Here is a 19628-nt window from a genome sequence, read left to right as displayed (position 1 = left end):
CCCTTAATAAGGGGGGGACAAGATTCTGCTCAAAGTCCCCCTTCTTAAGGACAAGATTCTGGTCAAAGTCCCCCGACCTAAGGGGGATTTAGGGGGATCGAGATATCTGCAACGACCCATTAAATTGATAACGGATGTGATATTAAGGAGATACAGGCACTGCGGTAATTGTTACATTATAGCGCGATGTGATTTGTTGTGGCAGAAAATCAGTATCTTTTGCACCGCTAATTTCATCGAGATAGCAATCTTTTACTGCTAGCATAAAGCCTTTGATTCCTTCTGGTGAATTTTGGGAGTCTGCTATATTCAAAAAATCTTGCCATTTACTCTCATCAGTGCCGTTAATATCTAGCAAATGCAACGCGGCTAAATACTCGGCTACCGGATCTAAAGCAAAGTGAATTTGGTCGTGGGCGACACCTTTTGTTTGGATGATTCTGAGTTTCTCTTCTAAATACTTGATTCGCGATTCTGGATTCTCTGCACCCAGAGCAATTATCGCATTTTTAGGGTTTGCTGCTGCGGGGCGATAGGTTGACTTCAGGCATTCCCAGGCGATGATTTTAGCATCTTTTTGGACGGTGGAATCGCTGATCTTATCCTCTGTTACGCTGTGGTTGACTTGGTTTAAATAGTGCAGCATTAACTCGGCAATGTTATCTGGTAAATTGCCGTCAGTTGTGCCTTCTTTCTTGGCAATCAGTTGGTCGGCATAGAGTTTGGCTAGCAAAACGGTGATGTTTCTGTCGCCTGCGATTGTTGATAGTTGGATACAGGCATCGAAAAATTCAGTATCGCTGCTGAATAAGTCGCGCTTTTGCCGTTGGCTGAGATAGCTTTCCATGAACGATGACAATCGATTTCCGGCAATGCGGAGGGGTTTGATTGTGGTCTTGGTAACTTTATCTAAATCTTCTTGCAGCCGCGAAGTTACCAGCAAAGCATTAACAGAAAAATCTGGCATTCCCGGTTTAATTGCTGTTCGTGTTTGTTCGCTCATTTCTGAGAAATGATCGACGATAACTAGAATGCGCCGCTGTTTGAGCAATTGTTGTAATAATTCTTCAGAAATCGGCTCGGCAGTGTCGGTTAAATCTTGCAATTGACCGCGAATTGCTTCGATGAATGGCTGTTTGCCTTCTGTTACTTTTATGTTGAGTTCTTCTTCGATCAGAACTGGCAGCATTCGATGACTGCAAATACGTTCTTCAGGATTATCCGACATCGCCCATTTGCCAATCTGACAAGCTAAACTGGTTTTTCCGGCTCCCCCTTCTTCCCAAATCAACAAACAGCCGCGCTTTTGAGCAAATGTGGGCTGCAAATCTTTGCCTTTCAAAGTTGCAATTGTGTTGTTGTCGAGGATGACGGGAATGGGGACGAAAATTTTGCGATCGCGCACTGTTTCCCGCTTCTGAAATTCGTTTCGCGGGGCTTGGATGTGTGCTGTCACCCAAGCATCGAGGACTCTGGGATGATATTTGAAAAATATCAAGTTGCCGAGGGATACGTCTGTGCCGAGAACTGGTATTTTGAAGCCGATCGGTTTTAAGGTTTCATAGATTTTTAGCAGCCACAGTGGACGGATGGCAAAGGTTCCGAAGAGTAAAAATAAGTATATTCCGGTTCCCCAGATGTAGGGATTTTGGATAATTGATTTTACGAATAGGCGATCGTTTTGTTCGGCTTTGAGAACATTGATGTATACACGGAGATTTGCGATCGTTGTTTGTGGTGATACACCACCTTTAGGTTCTGCCAAAATTTTCAAGGCTGATTCTAAATTTGATACGACCTCATTTAACTCCGGTGAAGTTAGCATCTTTGCTTTTTCTTGAAGCCTAAGAGCGATTCTCCCCAAGGCATAGGCTGCACTGCCACGCACACTTGCATCGAAGTCTTTAAGTAAGAGAACTAGCTGCGGTATAACTGTTTTAGCTTCTTCACTAATAAATCCCAAGGCATAGGCTGCACTGCCACGCACACTTGCATCGGAGTCTTTAAGTAAGAGAACTAGCTGCGGTATAACTGTTTTAGCTTCTCCACCGATATTCCCCAAGGCATAGGCTGCACTGGTACGCACACTTGTATCTGAGTCTTGAAGCAGGGGAACTAGCTGCGGCACAACAGCTTTAGCTTCTTTACCGATAAGCCCCAAGGTAGAGGCTGCACTGCTACGCACACTTGCATCGGAGTCTTGAAGTAGGGGAATTAGCTGCGGTATAACTGTTTTAGCTTCTCCACCGATATTCCCCAAGGCATAGACTGCACTGATACGCACATCTGGATCGGAGTCTTTAAGTAGGAGAACTAGCTGTGGCACAACTGCTTTAGCTTCTGATGAGAATAAAGGGCTTCTGTTTATTTCGCTTACCAGCAAACTTTTTGCCAGCAAAACAGCAGCGCGACGACGTACCAGCACATCTGAGTCTTTCGAGGCTTTGACAAGGGCAGGAATAGCAGAGGCACCAAATCGTTGCAAAACCTCGGCAGCACTCCGGCGGACTAGCAAATTCTGATCGCGCAAAGCTTCAATCAAAGCGGGGATGGCTGGTTTACCTATTTTTCGTAACTTCTTAATAGTTGCATCAAGTTCCCTTTCATCATTAGTCTTTAACTTCTCGATGAGTGAGTCAATCTCTTTGGGATTAGCCTTCGATGCGCTCAGGTTTTGGGCCGCAGCATTCCGAGTCAACAGTAAAGGTGATGTGAAAGATAGAAACGAGAGGGCAATTACGGCAACTAATCTTTGTCGGTAGTGCTTCGTCATGGGCCAGAATCCTTGTATTTGATGAGCCGTCTCAGCCATTTGAATTATTGTATCTACATTCTCATCAAATTGGTTTCCAGAGTTCGGGCGATCTAAATTTGTGCTTCTCGGTGGTGAAATCGAGCGCCCTAAATCCTGCTTAAAAAGCGGGATTTTAATAACATTCCGGTTTTTTCCTTAAACAACAATTCTTTACGTGTAACTTTTGCTGGGAATTTGGATATATGAATCGGGCATTTCATGCTGCTGGTGAATAGCAAAGAAACGGCGCTCAATTTCTTTAAGAACTGCTGCATCATAATATATCATGCCGCAATCAATACAAATCTCAACTGGCGTGTTAGGAACTAGCAAATATTTACCTTTGTGACTGTACAAGTAATTGATTTTACGTTCCTCATAGCTACTGCTACCGCAGGTATTACATGGGATTATTTCTCGCATCAGTTTATCCTCTGGTTCTAGGGTTAATAAAATTTGGGGGACTGGGAATATAGACAGTTATAATTGCTATTCTTTCACCGCGCCAGCCGCAGACTATATGAATGGATATCTCACTTACATAACCTAATACTAAACAACTTTCACCTCGACCAGTATTAGGATATTGATCGAGAATCTCTCCGTTGAGCAAAGCTTCCTCAACCTGAGTAAAAGTTAAGTCATCAGCCTGACGCTCGATATCTCCATGAGCTGTATAAACATATAAATTTTGGCGAACTCTTGCTTGAATTTCCTCGGCTTCCATTTATACTTAAGTCTAAGGCATAATCACATAATCTCTATTCTATCATATTTGATGATTTCCGAACCACTTACCCTCTCAAAAAGCACTCCCGTCTTAGCAGCCCAAGGATTGACTCGCCGCTTCGGCGGTTTAGTGGCGGTAAACGACGTATCTTTTACAGTTAAAAAACACGAGATATTTGGACTGATCGGCCCTAACGGCGCGGGCAAGACTACCCTATTTAATTTAATGACTGGGCTGATACCCAGCAACAGCGGAAAACTGATTTATCAAAATGAGGATATTTCCCAACTTAAACCACATCAAATTGCGAACAAAGGTATTGCCAGAACTTTTCAAAATATTCGTTTATTTGGGGAACTTTCGGTGTTGGAGAATGTGGCGATCGCCCGACACATCCACAGTCGATCGCAAAATCCGGTATTATCGCTACTATCGGGGATTTTCGGCTTACCAGAATCTAACGCCATGGAGCGCGAAACCCAGGCAAAAGCGTTGGAATTGTTGGATTTGGTCGGTTTGGGCGATCGGGCGGGCGAACAAGCCAAAAACCTACCCTACGGCGATCAGAGGCGTTTGGAAATTGCCCGTGCCTTAGCCCTGGAACCGCAAATCTTGCTGTTAGATGAACCAGCGGCGGGGATGAATCCCAAGGAAAAGCAAAAGTTAAGCGAATTTATCCGGGAAGTGCGGGAACAATTCAATTTGACTGTAATATTGATCGAGCATCACGTACCGCTGGTGATGGGATTGTGCGATCGCATTGCTGTATTGCATTTTGGTCAGCTTATTGCCTTGGGTGAACCTGCTCTTGTTAGGAACGATCCTGCTGTAATAGAAGCTTATTTGGGAGACGAAAAATAGATAAAATAAACAGTAGATTGTTCCTTGGGTGGGGGCGGGTTTATGAGACGATCGATTTCAGTCGATTACGGTTGGCGAACCCGCCCCTACAGGTATCATGTAAATTAAAATTGATATTAATGGCTGTCAAAAATAGGTTTTTACCGAAATATTGTAGGGGCGGGTTCACAAACAATAACTGCATAAAACTAACAATCTCATAAACCCGCCCAGCCCAACCAATAATCTCATATACTTCAAGCTCAAAGTCAGATAAAATGCACGATTTTCCCCCAAAGACCACCAAAAATATCCTGTTAGAACTCAAAAATCTCTGTGTAAATTACGGAGGAATTCAAGCCCTGCAAAATATCAATTTAACCGTAAATGCGGGCGAAGTTGTCAGTCTCATCGGCGCTAACGGTGCAGGGAAAAGTACCACCCTGAGAGCAATTTCTAAAATAGTTAATTTCCGGGAAGGACAAATCATCTACAGCGGGCGCGATATTAGTCGCCGCCAAGCTCACGAAGTGGTAAAATTGGGAATCGCCCACAGTCCAGAAGGACGAAGGGTTTTGGCGCAACAGACGGTGTTAGCTAACTTGGAATTGGGTGCTTATGTGCGATCGAACTTCGCAGCCATCAAAGCCGATTTAAGCCGCCAATTCGAGATATTTCCGCGCTTGGCCCAAAGGCGGACTCAACTGGCGGGAACCCTTAGCGGCGGGGAACAGCAAATGCTGGCGATCGCCCGCGCGCTCATGAGCCGCCCGAAACTGCTATTATTGGACGAACCTAGTTTAGGCTTAGCACCTGCGATCGTCAAAGAAATTTTCGGAATCATTCAAAACCTACGCTCTACGGGGGTTACAATCTTGTTGGTAGAACAAAACGCTAATTTGGCGCTCCAAATTGCCGATCGGGCTTACGTACTAGAAGCTGGTAACATGACTCTCACAGGTACAGGATCGGATTTGCTAAACGACGAGCGAGTCAGGAGCGCATATTTAGGTTGACTTGGTTAATTTTTGGCATTCTCACCGCTTTTTTTGAAGCCGTAAAAGACGTTTTCAGCAAGCAAAACCTGAAAAAAAACGATGAATATGTCGTAGCTTGGTCATTAGCATTTTTTTCAGCACTTTTTTTACTACCCTTTTTATTTTTCATAAAAATACCGCAACTAAATCCCCAATTAAACCCGCTATTTTGGATAGCCTTATTAATCGGAGGAAGCATCAATGCAGTCACAGCCATCCTCTACATTAAAGCCATCAAACTGTCCGACTTATCCCTAACCGTGCCGCTAGTAGCTTTGACACCCTTATTCATGCTGCTAACTTCACCGTTAATTGTCGGCGAATATCCCAACTTTTTTGATTGTATTGGAATTTTTCTCATCGTCACTGGTTCCTATCTATTAAACATCAAAGAAAAATCTCAAGGATACCTAGCCCCATTCAAAGCACTACTGCACGAACCAGGGCCAAAATTAATGTTAATCGTAGCCTTTCTCTGGAGTATCACCTCAAATTTCGACAAAATAGGCGTGCAAAACTCTTCCCCGATTTTTTGGTTGTTCTCTTTATTTACGACCATGAGTGTGTTATTGTTACCAGTTTTACTGCACAAAACCCCCAACCCCAGCCGCAAAATTATCCAGCAATTACCGCTGCTAGCAACAATGGGTTTTGTCAATGCTTTAGGAGTCGTTTTTCAGATGCAAGCTTTGACAATGACTTTAGTTGTGCAGGTAATCGCAGTTAAGCGTACCAGCGTATTAATGGGTGTACTTTTCGGTCATTTCATTTTTAAGGAAAAAGATATTCAGCAAAGATTGTTAGGATCTGCTATCATGATTTTGGGAGTTTTCTTTATCACCTTATGACTTTCCAAGGTTCGTAGTGAGGACTTTAGTCCGCTCCAACTCTGAGGACTAAAGTCCTCACTACAAACATCTTTTTTCGGGCTCGTAGTGAGGACTTTAGTCCGCTCCAACTCTGAGGACTAAAGTCCTCACTACAAACATCTTTTTTCAGGCTCGTAGTGAGGACTTTAGTCCGCTCCAAATCTGAGGACTAAAGTCCTCACTACAAACATCTTTTTTCGTGTAAGAATTAAGTGAGAGCATTTGTCTCTGAGAATTTGGAATTTTAACTTATTATAGAGGAAAATTTAATGCACAAAATAGCAGCTACGCCCGGAGGTTGGAACCCTCAAGCAGAAGGAGTAATTTTTATTCAGCAAACCCCAGCACCAATCGTATTTATTAGTGCTGCTGACACGGACATTCAAACACTCGCGGCCGCCGCATCCAAAATGCCACCCGAATTCCCGAAAGTGCGCGCCGTAAATCTGCTTCAATTGCAGCAACAATTAACCATTGACACCTACGCTGAGGAAATTTTAGAACGCGCGGAGGTAATAATTTTAAGGCTGTTAGGTGGGCGTTCTTATTGGTCTTACGGATTAGAAGTTCTGCGGGAAACGGTGCAGAAAACTAATGCGGTATTGATTGTAATGCCCGGTGAAGATAGTCCCGATCCAGATTTAATTAGTCATTCTAATGTATCGCTGTCGGCAGTAAATCAACTGTGGCGTTATTTCACTGAAGGCGGAGTCCAGAATTTTGTTAATGCACTCAAGTTTACGGCTGACACTTGTTTGAAAACTGCTTACAATCCGCCTCTTCCTCAAACAGTTTCTCGGGTGGGAATTTATGACTGGGGAGGAAATACAACGGCTGGTTTGGGAATTTTACTACCAGATTCCGATCCCCCTAAATCCCCCTTAATAAGGGGGACTTTGAACCCAGATTCCGATCCCCCTAAATCCCCCTTAATAACTGAGACTTTGACAACTTCTTGCCCCCCCCTTAAGAAGGGGAGCTGGGGGGAATCTCCGGGTTTACCAAGCGATGCCAATGCTCCTAAATCACCCTTAAAAACTGAGACTTTGACAACTTCTTGCCCCCCCCTTAAGAAGGGGAGCTGGGGGGAATCTCCGGGTTTACCAAGCGATGCCAATGCTCCTAAATCGCCCTTAAAAACCGAGATTTTGACAACTTCTTGCCCCCCCCTTATTAAGGGGGGCTGGGGGGAATCTCCGGGTTTACCAAGCGATGCCAATGCTCCTAAATCGCCCTTAAAAACCGAGACTTTGACAACTTCTTGCCCCCCCCTTATTAAGGGGGGCTGGGGGGGATCTCCGGGTTTACCAACCCAGGCGAAAGTCGGCATTTTATTTTATCGCGCTCATTACTTATCGGGAAACTTAGCGCCAGTTGATGCACTTTGTCAAGCTTTAGCAGAACGAAACTTAGTACCAGTTCCCGTCTTTGTGTCTTCGCTGCGGGAACCTGATTTACAAATAGAATTGCTGGAATACTTTCAACCAAAAGAATCCGAACCAATTCAATTACTTATCAATACGACAAGTTTTGCAGTCTCCGGTTTCAACAATCCAGAACCGGAACAAAATAGTTTAAACTCCTTAGATGTTCCTATCTTGCAAGCAATCTTCAGCGGCGGCGGTTTGCAACAGTGGGAAGCTGAATTGCAAGGACTTTCCCCCCGCGATGTGGCGATGAATGTGGCATTGCCCGAAGTTGATGGTAAAATCATTACTCGGGCTGTTTCTTTTAAAGCAGTACAGACTTGGAACAGCGAATTAGAAACAGATGTGGTAGGATATGTCGCTGCGGACGATCGCATTTCATTCGTAGCAGACTTAACGGCGAAGTGGGTGAAGATGAAGCAAACCCCCGCCGCCAACAGACGCATCGCCATAATTCTCGCAAATTATCCCACCCGCAACGCCCGTTTAGCTAACGGCGTCGGCTTGGATACGCCCGCTAGCTGTGTGGAAATCCTCAAAGCTATGCAGGAAGCCGGTTATCGAGTAGATAACATTCCCAGCAGCGGCGGTGAGTTAATTGAAATGCTCATTTCCGGTGTGACAAATGACCCGGAAGGACGGGAATTGCGGCCTGTTAATCAATATTTGGATTTGGCAGAATATGAAGAGTATTTTGCAACTTTGCCTCAGCAAGTACAGGATGGAATTTGTAATAGATGGGGATTGGCGACTGGGGAAAGAAGGACTGAAGTCCTTACTACGAACCTGGATGCGTATCTGTTTCCGATTCCGGGGATTCAGTTTGGCAATGTATTTGTGGGAATTCAACCGTCGCGGGGATACGAAATTGACCCTAGTTTGAACTATCACGCACCGGATTTGGAACCAACTCACAATTATCTCGCTTACTATTATTGGCTGCGGGAAAAGTTGGGAATTGATGCGATAATTCATGCGGGAAAACACGGGAATTTAGAATGGCTTCCCGGTAAAAGTGTGGCACTATCTAATAAATGTTATCCCGAAGTCGCATTGGGCGCGCTGCCGAATTTCTATCCGTTTATTGTCAACGATCCGGGGGAGGGTTCCCAGGCAAAAAGACGATCGCAAGCCGTGATAATCGACCACCTCACCCCGCCGATGACTCGCGCCGAACTTTACGGGCCTTTGCAGCAATTGGAAGCCTTAATCGACGAATATTGCGAAGCCCAAAGCTTAGATCCGTCCAGATTACCGATGATTCGCGATCGCATTGTAGCCCTCACCAACCAGGAAAATCTAGATAAAGACTTAGGCATCCAACTCAATAAATCCGAATTTACCGAGTTTATCACCCGCACCGACGGTTATCTTTGCGAACTCAAAGAATCCCAAATCCGCGACGGATTGCATATTTTTGGTCAATGTCCCCAAGGCAGACAGTTGCGAGATTTGATAATTGCGATCGCCCGCCATCCTAGCACAAATCGCATCGGCTTAACTCGCGCCCTCGCCAAAGACTTAGATTACGATTTCGATCCCTTAACCACCGCAGGCGATTTAACCGCAGAATTAGAAGCAAAAGCCGCAGAATTAGTAGATGATTTAATCAAAAATATCCGCGTTCATCCGCATCCACCTGCGGTTAAAATTGGAGAATCAACCCAACAAGAATTAGATTGGATTGCCAATTATCTTTTACCATCACTCCTCCAAACAAACCAAGAAATCACCAACCTGTTGCGCGGACTAGATGGGAAACACATCCCCAGCGGTGCATCCGGCGCACCCACCCGCGGCAGGCCCGATGTATTGCCCACAGGCAGGAATTTTTACTCGGTAGATATCCGCGCCATTCCCACAGAAACTGCTTGGAGAGTTGGCAGAGTTGCAGCCGAAACTTTAATCGAAAGATACACTCAAGAAAATGGCGAATATCCTAAAACTTTGGGTTTGTCAGTGTGGGGAACATCGACAATGCGGACAGGCGGAGACGACATCGCTGAAGCCCTAGCATTAATCGGAGTTCAACCAATTTGGGATGGGCCTTCGCGCCGGGTTGTAGATTTTGAAATCTTGCCTGTTTCTGTTTTGGGGCGGCCGCGCGTTGATGTTACTTTGCGGATTTCTGGCTTTTTCCGCGATGCTTTTTTTAATTTAATTGATTTGTTTGACTCGGCTGTCAAAGCTGTCGCAGATTTAGATGAACCTGCGGAAGACAATCCTTTAGCAGCACAAGTTAAACAAGAGATTTTGGATTGGGAATTGGCTGGTTTGAGTCGGGAAGATGCCCAAGCGCGATCGCAATTTCGAGTCTTTGGTTCAAAGCCGGGTGCTTATGGTGCGGGACTTCAGGGCATAATTGAAGCTCAAAACTGGACAGACGACGGGGATTTAGCAACAGCTTACATTAATTGGAGCAGTTACGCCTATACAAGTACCCCCTCCACTTCTTCTGGTAAAGATGTGGCTAATGCCAACTCTTCTCTTTCTTGTCCCCCCCCTTTACAAGGGGGGGCTAATTCCAATTCTTGTCCCCCCCCTTTACAAGGGGGGGCTAGGGGGGGTGAATTTAGCGCTTCACCACCAGTCTATACCCCCCCAACCCCCCCTTACCAAGGGGGGGCTAATTCCACCAATACCCCCCCAACCCCCCCTTATCAAGGGGGGGCTAATTCCACCAATACCCCCCCTTATCAAGGGGGGGCTAATTCCAATGCTTCTCTTTCTTGTCCTCCCCCTTTACAAGGGGGGGCTAGGGGGGGTGAATTTACCGGGAGTGAATGGGGATGTTCGGCGCCCGAAGCATTTACCAAACGCCTCGGCCAAATGCAAATTGTGCTGCAAAATCAAGACAACCGCGAACACGATATTCTCGACTCCGACGATTACTATCAATTCCAAGGCGGAATGACTGCGGCAATTCGCAATTTGCAAGGGAAAAATCCTGAAACCTATTTCGGCGATAACTCGATTCCCGAAAATCCAAAAGTGCGACAACTGCGAGAAGAAATTGCGCGGGTTTATCGCAGCAGGGCGGTAAATCCGAAATGGATTGAAGGGGCGATGCGCCACGGTTATAAAGGTGCTTTTGAAATTGCCGCCACTGTCGATTTTTTGTTTGCTTACGATGCGACGGCGAATTGCGTTGAAGATTTTATGTATGAAGGAATTGCACAGGCTTACATTTTTGATGAAAAAGTTCAGGGATTTATTCAAAAAAACAATCCTTGGGCGCTGCGAGATATGGCGGAAAGATTGTTAGAAGCTCGCCAGCGGGGGTTGTGGGAGAGTGCCAGTCAGGATATCATTGATAAATTGCGATCGATCGCCCTGGAAGCCGAAGCAGTCATCGAATCGCAGTAATTTGTTAAGCGATTGTTACAAAGGTTGATCGATTTGAATCTATAAAATTTGGATGCAGAGCATGAGAATTCAAAAAGAATGGCAAATTTTTTCAGTGTTTTTAGGTCTATTTGCCCTACTGACAAGACCAGTAGCAACTAGCAACGATGCTTCCAGGTTAGCCACGATTGAATCTCTCGTAGATTTCCATACCTTCATTATTGACAATTCCCGATTTATTTGGACTATCGATAAATACTTATACCAAGGCCACTTCTACTCTGACAAGCCTCCTATTCTATCCATATATGGTTCATTCTTTTACGCTCTGCTGAAGGTGTTTGGTATCTCTTTCAAAAATCAATTCATGCTCACTAATACCCTACTGATAATTTTAGTTGTAGGGGTGGCTACAGCCACGGGCATAGTCTATTTGTACAGGATATTTAAGTTTTTGGCAGTAGAGGAAACATGGATAGATGTAGTTATAATAATTGCTGGTACAGGAACTCTGCTGCTACCTTACTCAACCGTATTTAGCAATCATGTAGTTAGTGCAAGTTTACTGATGGCAGGATTTTACTATTTGCTCAGGGTCAAAGAAAGTATTAGATATTCTTTGCTCTCAGGTCTGTTAATTACACTGGCTGGGAGCATTGATGTAGTAGCTTTTATTTTTGTCCCGTTTTTCGCTGTCAGCTTTTTCAATAAACCTCTGAAATCAAAGATAGTTTTTGCTTTGGCTGGCGCTTTAGTCATGGTGATTTACTTACAGTTAAATTTTTACACGTCTGGTAGCCTGCGGCCACCTTCCATGAATCAATCCCTGTGGGAATATCCAGGTTCTGCCTTCGATAGCACAACCCTTTCAGGCTTAGCATATCATTCAAATTTTCCAGCCCTTTTGAATTATGCTTTTCACATGATAATAGGTCATCGAGGCTTAATTTCTTATACTCCTATTCTGGTATTCTCGATTTTTGGTTTTGTGAAGATTTTACGAAACAAAGAATTCAAGTATCGCCAAGAATATCTATTAATTCTTTTGGCATCATCCGCCTACGTCCTGATGTACATTCTGCGTTCTAACAATTACAGTGGGTATTCTTATGGAGTCAGATGGTATGCCAATCTTATGTTTTTGCTCTGCTTACCGTTAGCTCAAATCAGCGAGGATATCAAAAGTTCCAAGAATTTGAGAAAAGCTTTTATATTTGTGAGTTGTCTGTCGATTATCATCTCTTTTGTCGGTGTAAATCATCCTTTTGTAGCGGTTAGCGAACAGCATCCGAGTTCATTTTTAAATGCTTTGATGTACATTTTTAAGCCAATAGATACTCAAATTTACGGCGACAACCAGGCTATGAAACTGTCATTTTCGCACTCTTTGCTATTTGCACTCAAGCAGTTAAGGGTAATTGTCATAGCAGCTCTTGCTGGTTTGTCGTGCTATTTATTAGTGAATCGTGTCAAGCAATTTGTAGCAAACAGACCTTTGGTTAAGAGTTCGATAGATTAGAAAGAATCTCACAATCTAAAATCCCAAATCTAAAATCTCAAATAGATCGTCCTTGCAGCCACAGCCGTCATGAAATCCGACACCGAAATACACAATTAAGTCAACAACGGCTAAACAAACAGGACACCCAGATCCCTGCATCACTCTCAGAAGTCGCGGAATTTAACATTTAAGGTAATATCTAGTAATGTTTCGCGATCGGTGAAAGTGTATGATTCGCCGCTACATTGCTAACCTCAGCACTAGCATCTTTCAACGTGCTGGCGCCGCTGTTGCTTTACTCGCCTTAACCGTCGGATGTTCATCAACAAAGCCGCCCAACACCACAGCGCCCTCTCGGACGATCGCATCTTCCTCCGTCCTAGCACAGCCGCCAACCTCTGTGTTAGCCAAAAACCCCAACAAACGCCAAAAATCGATCAGCGTTCCTTCCTGCGCCCAAAACGACCCCTTTGGAGATTCAGTTAACTTTGCCACCAAGGCCGCCAATTTGGCTCAATCAGCCAATTCAAAACAAGAGTGGGACGAAGTAGCAGCCCAATGGGTGCAAGCGGTAGCCTGGATGCAAGCGGTTCCCCCCGGTAGTCCCAGGCGGGCGTTTGCTGAAAAAAAAGTCACCGAGTACATGAAAAATCTGCTTTATGCACAACAGCAAGCGGGCGCAAGTCGATCGCAAGCCAGTACAGTGAGCTTCAGCAGCGATTTACTCGACGAACAGCTAGAACTATACCTATCCTACGTTGCAGCGGTCGGGCCGCCAGATGTTTTGATTGTCGGCAGTTCCCGGGCGTTGCAGGGCGTCGATCCCAAACAGCTAAAACAATCTTTGGCTGCTAACGGGAGTCCGGGTTTAAAGGTATTTAACTTTGCTGTCAACGGCGCAACTGCCCAAGTTGTTGACTTTCAACTGCGACGGCTGTTGAAACCCGAACATTTACCTCAAATGATTGTCTGGGCGGACGGCGTGCGCGCATTTAACAGCGGCCGGGACGATCGCACTTTTAATTCGATCGTCGATTCTGAAGGCAGCCAGCTTTTAGCAGCAGGCGTTCGCCCCAAACTCCCGTCTGGTGAACCTAACGTGACGCCCCAGTGTTACCGATTCCCGCAGTCTTGTAACACCGATGGCGACGGCATTTTCCGCCGATCGCAGGCATCGGTTAGGGGCGGGCAAGATGCCCAACCCCTACTCCCCACAGTCAAATTTCTTAATAGTGGAACAGGCCTCTTGCCTGTTGCTGACTCGGGCGGGCAAGATGCCCACCCCACAGCCAAATTCCTCAACAGTGGAACAGGCCTCTTGCCTGTTGCTGACTGGCGCGGGCAAGATGTCCACCCCACAGCCAAATTCCTCAACAGTGGAACAGGCATCTTGCCTGTTGCTGACTGGGGCCGACAAAATGTCCACCCCACAGCCAAATTACTCAATAGTGGAACAGGCATCTTGCCTGTTGCTGACTGGGGCGGGCAAGATGCCCACCCCACAGTCAAATTCCTCAACAGTGGAACAGGCATCTTGCCTGTTGCTGACTGGGGCCGACAAAATGTCCACCCCACAGTCAAATTCCTCAACAGTGGAACAGGCATCTTGCCTGTTGCTGACTCGGGCGGGCAAGATGCCCACCCCACAGCCAAATTCCTCAACAGTGGAACAGGCATCTTGCCTGTTACCCAGAATGCAGTATCACAAACAAAAGTAGTAGCAATCAGACAAGTCAGCGAATTGGCAGATGCGATCGACTCTAACGGATTCATGCCTATGTCGGGAAGTTACAATCCCAACACATATTATCGACAACGCGCTTACGTTTCAGGCCAGTACGATCGCGACTACGAAGACTTCAACCTCAGCGGCAAACAAGCAACAGCCTTTAATTCAGTCGTAGCATTTACCAAAACTCGGAAAATCCCCCTAATTTTCGTCAATTTGCCCCTCACCGACGACTACCTAGATCCAACTCGTCGGTGGGCAGAACAGCAGTTTAGACAACGAATGCAGCAACTCTCGCGACAAAAAGGCTTCGCCTTCCGCGACTTGTCCCAGCGGTGGCCAAATCGCAACGACTATTTCTTCGATCCCAGCCACCTCAACCGTTTTGGGGCGATCGCAGTTTCTCGCATCCTCGCCTCCGATACCAGTATTATCTGGCCGCAGCCCAAATCCCGAAGTACCGACGGGTAATCAATATTATTTTCGATTGGCGATTTTCGATTAAACAATTGGGAATTCTCGTTCCCCGGCGCTGCCGAGGAACGCAGATGCTTTGGCTATGCCTCGCAATTTTCAAGAATAGTTTAATATCTAAAATGATGTCCGAAATCAATTTGTGCGATCGAACACTTTGAGATTTTTTAGTTCAGTCTAAAATCCCAAATCCCAAATCCCAAATCCCAAATTAATTGTGCAACTAAAACAAGTAATTATCGCCCACAAAGCCAGAGACACCCTCAGCCAGCGGTGGGCAGAACAATGTGCCCGCCAGTTAGAAAGTCGCGGCTGTCAAGTTTTAATGGGCCCCAGCGGCCCGAAAGATAACCCGTATCCGGTGTTTTTAGCTTCTAGCAGCAGCCCGATCGATCTAGCCGTAGTTCTCGGTGGCGACGGTACCGCCCTGGCGGCAGCCCGGAATTTGTCTGCTGACGGCATCCCGATTTTAGCTGCGAATGTCGGCGGACATCTGGGTTTTTTAACCGAGTCTTTTGAGGATTTCCAAAATACTGAGGAGATTTGGGATAGGCTGGCCGAAGATAGGTATGCCGTGCAGAAGCGGATGATGTTGCAGGCGGCGGTTTTTGAGGGAAACAGAACTAATCTCGAACCCCAAAGCGATCGATTTTTGGCACTGAATGAAATGTGTGTCAAACCTGCTTCTGCCGATCGAATGCCGAGCTGTATTCTAGAAATGGAAGTTGACGGCGAAGTAGTCGATCAATATCAAGGCGACGGTTTAATTGTGGCAACTCCTACCGGTTCGACTTGCTACACCGCATCTGCCAACGGGCCGATTATCCACTCGGGAATGGATGCGATCGCAGTTACTCCGATTTGCCCTTTAAGTTTATCCAGTCGGGCTGTAGTTTTGCCGCCCGGTTCCGTCGTCAGCATTTGGCCCTTAGCAGATTACGAACTCAGCACAAAACTCTGGATGGACGGCATTTTATCTACAGCAATTTGGCCGGGACAGCGCGTAGATGTGCGGATGGCCGACTGCGAAGCCAAATTTATCATTTTGCGGGAAAACTATTCTTATTACGGCACATTGAGGGAAAAACTTCAGTGGGCCGGAGCCCGAATTCGGTACACCAACAATCACCGCAATTAATCGAAGTTTGATTAGGTACGTTGTTGCGCTTCAGCGCTCTTTTCCACAATCTATAAAAGAGCGCTTTAATTAGGTACGTTGTTGCGCTTAAGCGCTCTTTTCCACAATCTCTAAAAGAGCGCTTCAATTAGGTACGTAGTTGCGCTTAAGCGCTCTTTTCCACAATCTCCGAAAGAGCGCTCAAGCGCAACTACGTACCTTAAGATTTGGACTGAAGTTTGATTAGTTCTCTTTTCTACAATGTCCGAAAGAGCGCTCAAGCGCAACTACGTACCTTAATTTTGGACTTAAGTCCGATTAGCGCTCTTTTCCACAATCTCCGGAAGAGCGCTCAAGCGCAACAACATACCTTAGGATCGAACTCTGTTAAGATCGCTGAATATCTTGACAAGCAGCCCGATCCATGCAGACTCTCAAACCATCAACCCGACCTTTCAACCATCAAGATACATATCCCTGCCCTGTCTGTCGCACCGGTCAAATTTCCACCATGCCGATGATGGAAGCCCTCGGTTGCAACTTCTGCCAGCACATTTTTACCGCCAGCGAAGAAAGACAATTACTGAAAATGGCCGATCGCCAACCGCCCGTAACATGGCACTGGGACGGCAAAAAATGGATAGGAGCACACCTCGAAGGCACCGAATTCGGATGGTCTTATTTTGCCGCCGCGATCGGTCTAATCTTCCTTCCCACTACCTTGCTCGGACTTTCAGCTTACTATTTTCCTCCGGTTCCCGGCAGCCGTTTGTCGTGGTTCCCGGCAGCTTGGACGGGCTTAGCCTTTTTGTCCCATTTAGGCATAGTGCTGTGGTTGGTAGCTGAATTTTATCAATTTCCGGTGGGCACTTACTTCAGAGCCTGGGCGCGCAGGATTCGTCGGCGCTAGCTGGATGTTGTCAGACGCGCGATCGACCTCAGCCGCCCACCAACATCAATTCAGCTAAAATTAGAGGCGATCGCAAAACTCAACTCCAAATCTGCACCACTAAAGCTATAATCGTTAGCTATTCTAAATACATCAGATACGAGCGCATAGCGATTTGTGAGGAGAGCGATGAACATACTTGGAATCTCGGCGTATTACCACGACAGCGCCGCCGCCTTAATTCGCGATGGAGAAATTATCGCCGCAGCGCAGGAAGAAAGATTTTCCCGCAAAAAGCACGACGCCAGATTTCCCAAGAATGCGATCGCCTATTGCCTAAAAGAAGCGAACATAGAATTGCGGGAACTCGATCGCATAGTCTTTTACGACAAACCATTAGTCAAATTTGAGCGCCTGCTAGAAACTTACCTAGCCTACGCACCCAAAGGTTTTCGCTCTTTCCTCACCGCCATGCCCATCTGGCTGAAAGAAAAGCTTTACCTCAAAACCATGCTCAAAAGAGAGCTCGCAGAAATGGCAAACTGCAAAAGCAACAAACTGCCATCTCTGCTATTTACCGAACACCACCAATCCCACGCAGCCTCAGCATTTTTCCCCAGCCCCTTCCAAAAAGCCGCCGTTTTGTGCCTCGACGGCGTAGGTGAATGGGCAACAACCTCAGTCTGGCTAGGAGACGGCAACCAACTCACACCTCAGTGGGAAATCGATTTTCCCCACTCCTTGGGCTTGCTTTATTCAGCTTTCACCTATTACACAGGCTTCAAAGTCAACTCTGGTGAATACAAACTCATGGGTTTAGCGCCCTACGGCGAACCCAAGTATGTAGACAAAATTCTCACCCATTTAATCGACCTCAAAGATGACGGAACTTTCCGTTTAGACATGGATTATTTCAACTACACTGTTGGCTTAACCATGACAAATCAGAAATTTGACGAACTGTTTGAAGGGCCGCCGCGCAAAGCTGAAGGAAAATTAACTCAGCGGGAAATGGACATTGCAGCATCCATTCAAGTTGTTACAGAAGAAGTTGTTTTGCGGCTGTGCAGAACAGTTAAAAAAGAATTGGATGTAGATTATCTTTGTCTTGCCGGCGGTGTTGCTCTTAACTGCGTTGCTAACGGCCGACTCTTGCGGGAAGGTATTTTCAAAGATATTTGGATTCAACCTGCCGCCGGAGATGCTGGCGGTGCTTTGGGCGCGGCTTTGGCGATTTGGTATCAGTATTGCGAACAAACTCGTACTGTTGCTGATGAGCTACTCGCAGTAAATAAGATTAAGGAGGAGAGGACTGAAGTCCTTACTACGAACGAGGAGAGGACTGAAGTCCTCACTACCAACCAAGCTGTAGCAACTGTGGCGAAGTCTGTCACTCATTTAACTTGTCACGACAAAATGCGCGGTTCCTATTTGGGGCCAAGGTTTAATGACACAGAAATTCAGGAATATTTGGATGCTGTCAAAGCTAGCTATCATCGATTGGACGATGCCGAATTGATGCCGCAGTTGGCGGAAATTTTGGAACAGGGAAACGTCGTCGGATGGTTCCAAGGGCGGATGGAATTTGGGCCGCGAGCTCTGGGCGGGCGATCGATTATTGGCGATCCTCGCAATGCTAAAATGCAGTCCGTGATGAACCTCAAAATTAAATATCGGGAATCATTTCGACCTTTTGCACCGTCAATCTTAGCCGAACGAGTTGCCGATTATTTCGAGATTGACCATTCCAGCCCTTATATGCTATTAGTAGCTCCAGTCAAAGGCAGTCTCCGCATTCCCATGACTGCGGAACAAGAGCAGTTGTTTGGCATTGAAAAACTCAACATTCCGCGATCGGAAATTCCGGCTGTCACCCACGTCGATTACTCCGCCCGCATCCAAACTGTTCACAAAGAAACCAATCCTCGGTACTATGACTTAATCAACCATTTTGAAGAGCGATCGGGCTGTTCGATTTTAGTAAATACTTCATTCAACGTCCGAGGCGAACCAATTGTTTGCACTCCTGAGGATGCTTACCGCTGTTTCATGCGTACCGAAATGGATTATCTGGTTTTAGAGAATTTCTTAATTCCTAAATCGGAACAAATTCCTTGGAAACAAGATGAAGCTTGGAAAAATGAATTTGAACTAGATTAGTTATTAGTTATTGGTTATTAGTTATTGGTTATTTGTGATTTGTTGGTGTGAATGACTGATAAATGACTAATACCTAATACCTAATACCTAATGCCCAATGCCCAATGCCCCATTCCCAATGCCCCATTCCCAATTTCTAATGAGCGACGAAATAAAAAAACTCGATAACAAAGGCCTGCGCGATTTCGGCCTGCTAATTGGCGGCTTAATTGCAGTGCTGTTCGGTTTAGCAGTACCTTTGCTGCGGCGCGATTCTATACCTTGGTGGCCCTGGGCGATCGGCGCAGTGCTAATTGTGTTAGCATTGGCTGCGCCGAAATCGCTCAATCCCATTTATCACGGGTGGATGTGGTTTGGACTTACCCTCAACAAGATTGAAACGCCGATCGTGCTGGGGATAGTTTTTTACCTGATAATTTGGCCGATGGGAGTTATCAAAGGCATATTTGGCGAAGATGCAATGCGACGCAAACTTAATCCAAAAATGGATACTTACCGCGTCCAAAGTAAAGAAAGAACAAAAGTTAGTATGGAGCGTCCTTTCTAAGTGTTTGAATCAACATTAGACTTTCTCAAAGATTTGTGGGCGTTTATGAAGGAACGCCAAAAATATTGGTTGCTACCATTAATTGTGACTTTAGTCTTTTTAGGAGCTTTGATTGTATTGAGTCAGGGTTCTGTAATTGCTCCGTTTATTTATACCCTGTTTTGAAAGA

15 protein-coding genes are annotated in these 19628 nt (G+C 45.8%); 11 read left to right on the top strand and 4 right to left on the bottom strand.

Annotated elements, in window-relative coordinates:
• Nucleotides 1-142 precede the first annotated feature (142 nt).
• The 3 genes from QZW82_RS17180 to QZW82_RS17170 all read right to left on the bottom strand — a co-directional run bounded on the left by QZW82_RS17180 (nt 143) and on the right by QZW82_RS17170 (nt 3521).
• Nucleotides 143-2773: a HEAT repeat domain-containing protein gene (locus QZW82_RS17180; protein WP_293150251.1), complete on the bottom strand. Its 2631-nt coding sequence runs from the start codon at nt 2771-2773 to the stop codon at nt 143-145.
• Between the two features lie 192 nt (nt 2774-2965).
• Complete coding sequence (locus tag QZW82_RS17175) at nt 2966-3217, bottom strand: type II toxin-antitoxin system MqsA family antitoxin (protein WP_293150249.1); 252 nt, start codon at nt 3215-3217, stop codon at nt 2966-2968.
• Between the two features lie 4 nt (nt 3218-3221).
• Nucleotides 3222-3521, bottom strand: a complete 300-nt coding sequence (locus tag QZW82_RS17170) for a DUF4258 domain-containing protein (protein WP_293150247.1) — start codon at nt 3519-3521, stop codon at nt 3222-3224.
• 51 nt (nt 3522-3572) lie between these two features.
• On the opposite strand from QZW82_RS17170, the gene QZW82_RS17165 reads away from it, so the two are divergent.
• The 8 genes from QZW82_RS17165 (at nt 3573) to QZW82_RS17130 (ending at nt 16773) form a co-directional block, all read left to right on the top strand.
• A complete protein-coding gene (locus QZW82_RS17165) occupies nt 3573-4385 on the top strand; it encodes an ABC transporter ATP-binding protein (RefSeq protein WP_293150245.1) in 813 nt (270 codons plus the stop codon).
• Nucleotides 4386-4678: 293 nt separating this feature from the next.
• Nucleotides 4679-5380, top strand: a complete 702-nt coding sequence (locus QZW82_RS17160; protein ID WP_366665037.1) for an ABC transporter ATP-binding protein — start codon at nt 4679-4681, stop codon at nt 5378-5380.
• On the top strand, nt 5377-6249 hold the full coding sequence (locus QZW82_RS17155; protein WP_293150241.1) for a DMT family transporter: 873 nt from the start codon (nt 5377-5379) through the stop codon (nt 6247-6249). The genes QZW82_RS17160 and QZW82_RS17155 overlap by 4 nt, the downstream gene beginning before the upstream one ends.
• Nucleotides 6250-6539: 290 nt before the next feature.
• Nucleotides 6540-11063: a cobaltochelatase subunit CobN gene (gene cobN, locus QZW82_RS17150; RefSeq protein ID WP_293150239.1), complete on the top strand. Its 4524-nt coding sequence runs from the start codon at nt 6540-6542 to the stop codon at nt 11061-11063.
• Between the two features lie 346 nt (nt 11064-11409).
• Nucleotides 11410-12561 (top strand): hypothetical protein, encoded by a 1152-nt coding sequence (locus QZW82_RS17145; protein ID WP_293150237.1) that lies wholly within the window; start codon nt 11410-11412, stop codon nt 12559-12561.
• A gap of 211 nt (nt 12562-12772) precedes the next feature.
• A complete protein-coding gene (locus QZW82_RS17140; protein ID WP_293150235.1) occupies nt 12773-14743 on the top strand; it encodes a hypothetical protein in 1971 nt (656 codons plus the stop codon).
• Between the two features lie 220 nt (nt 14744-14963).
• Entirely contained in the window at nt 14964-15884 is a 921-nt protein-coding gene (locus QZW82_RS17135; RefSeq protein WP_293150233.1) for an NAD(+) kinase, read from the top strand.
• 403 nt (nt 15885-16287) lie between these two features.
• A complete protein-coding gene (locus QZW82_RS17130; protein WP_293150231.1) occupies nt 16288-16773 on the top strand; it encodes a hypothetical protein in 486 nt (161 codons plus the stop codon).
• A 50-nt stretch (nt 16774-16823) separates the two neighbouring features.
• Here the strand turns inward: QZW82_RS17130 and QZW82_RS17125 are convergent, their stop codons facing one another.
• Nucleotides 16824-16949 carry a hypothetical protein gene (locus QZW82_RS17125; RefSeq protein WP_293150229.1) on the bottom strand — a complete coding sequence of 42 codons (126 nt, stop codon included), beginning with the start codon at nt 16947-16949 and terminating at the stop codon, nt 16824-16826.
• On the opposite strand from QZW82_RS17125, the gene QZW82_RS17120 reads away from it, so the two are divergent.
• From QZW82_RS17120 to QZW82_RS17110, 3 genes are all read left to right on the top strand, one after another.
• The gene (locus tag QZW82_RS17120; protein ID WP_293150227.1) at nt 16942-18912 is read left to right on the top strand and encodes a carbamoyltransferase; all 1971 of its coding nucleotides are present in this window, start codon (nt 16942-16944) and stop codon (nt 18910-18912) included. The genes QZW82_RS17125 and QZW82_RS17120 overlap by 8 nt on opposite strands.
• 139 nt (nt 18913-19051) lie before the next feature.
• The gene (locus QZW82_RS17115; protein ID WP_293150225.1) at nt 19052-19459 is read left to right on the top strand and encodes an SxtJ family membrane protein; all 408 of its coding nucleotides are present in this window, start codon (nt 19052-19054) and stop codon (nt 19457-19459) included.
• A complete protein-coding gene (locus tag QZW82_RS17110) occupies nt 19460-19624 on the top strand; it encodes a DUF5989 family protein (RefSeq protein ID WP_190734603.1) in 165 nt (54 codons plus the stop codon).
• Nucleotides 19625-19628: the final 4 nt, after the last annotated feature.

This window comes from Microcoleus sp. bin48.metabat.b7b8b9.023 (assembly GCF_013299185.1).
In the GTDB taxonomy this organism is placed as follows: domain Bacteria; phylum Cyanobacteriota; class Cyanobacteriia; order Cyanobacteriales; family Microcoleaceae; genus Microcoleus.
Note: the sequence above shows the minus strand (reverse complement) of the source record. Positions and strands in the feature narration are given on the sequence as shown.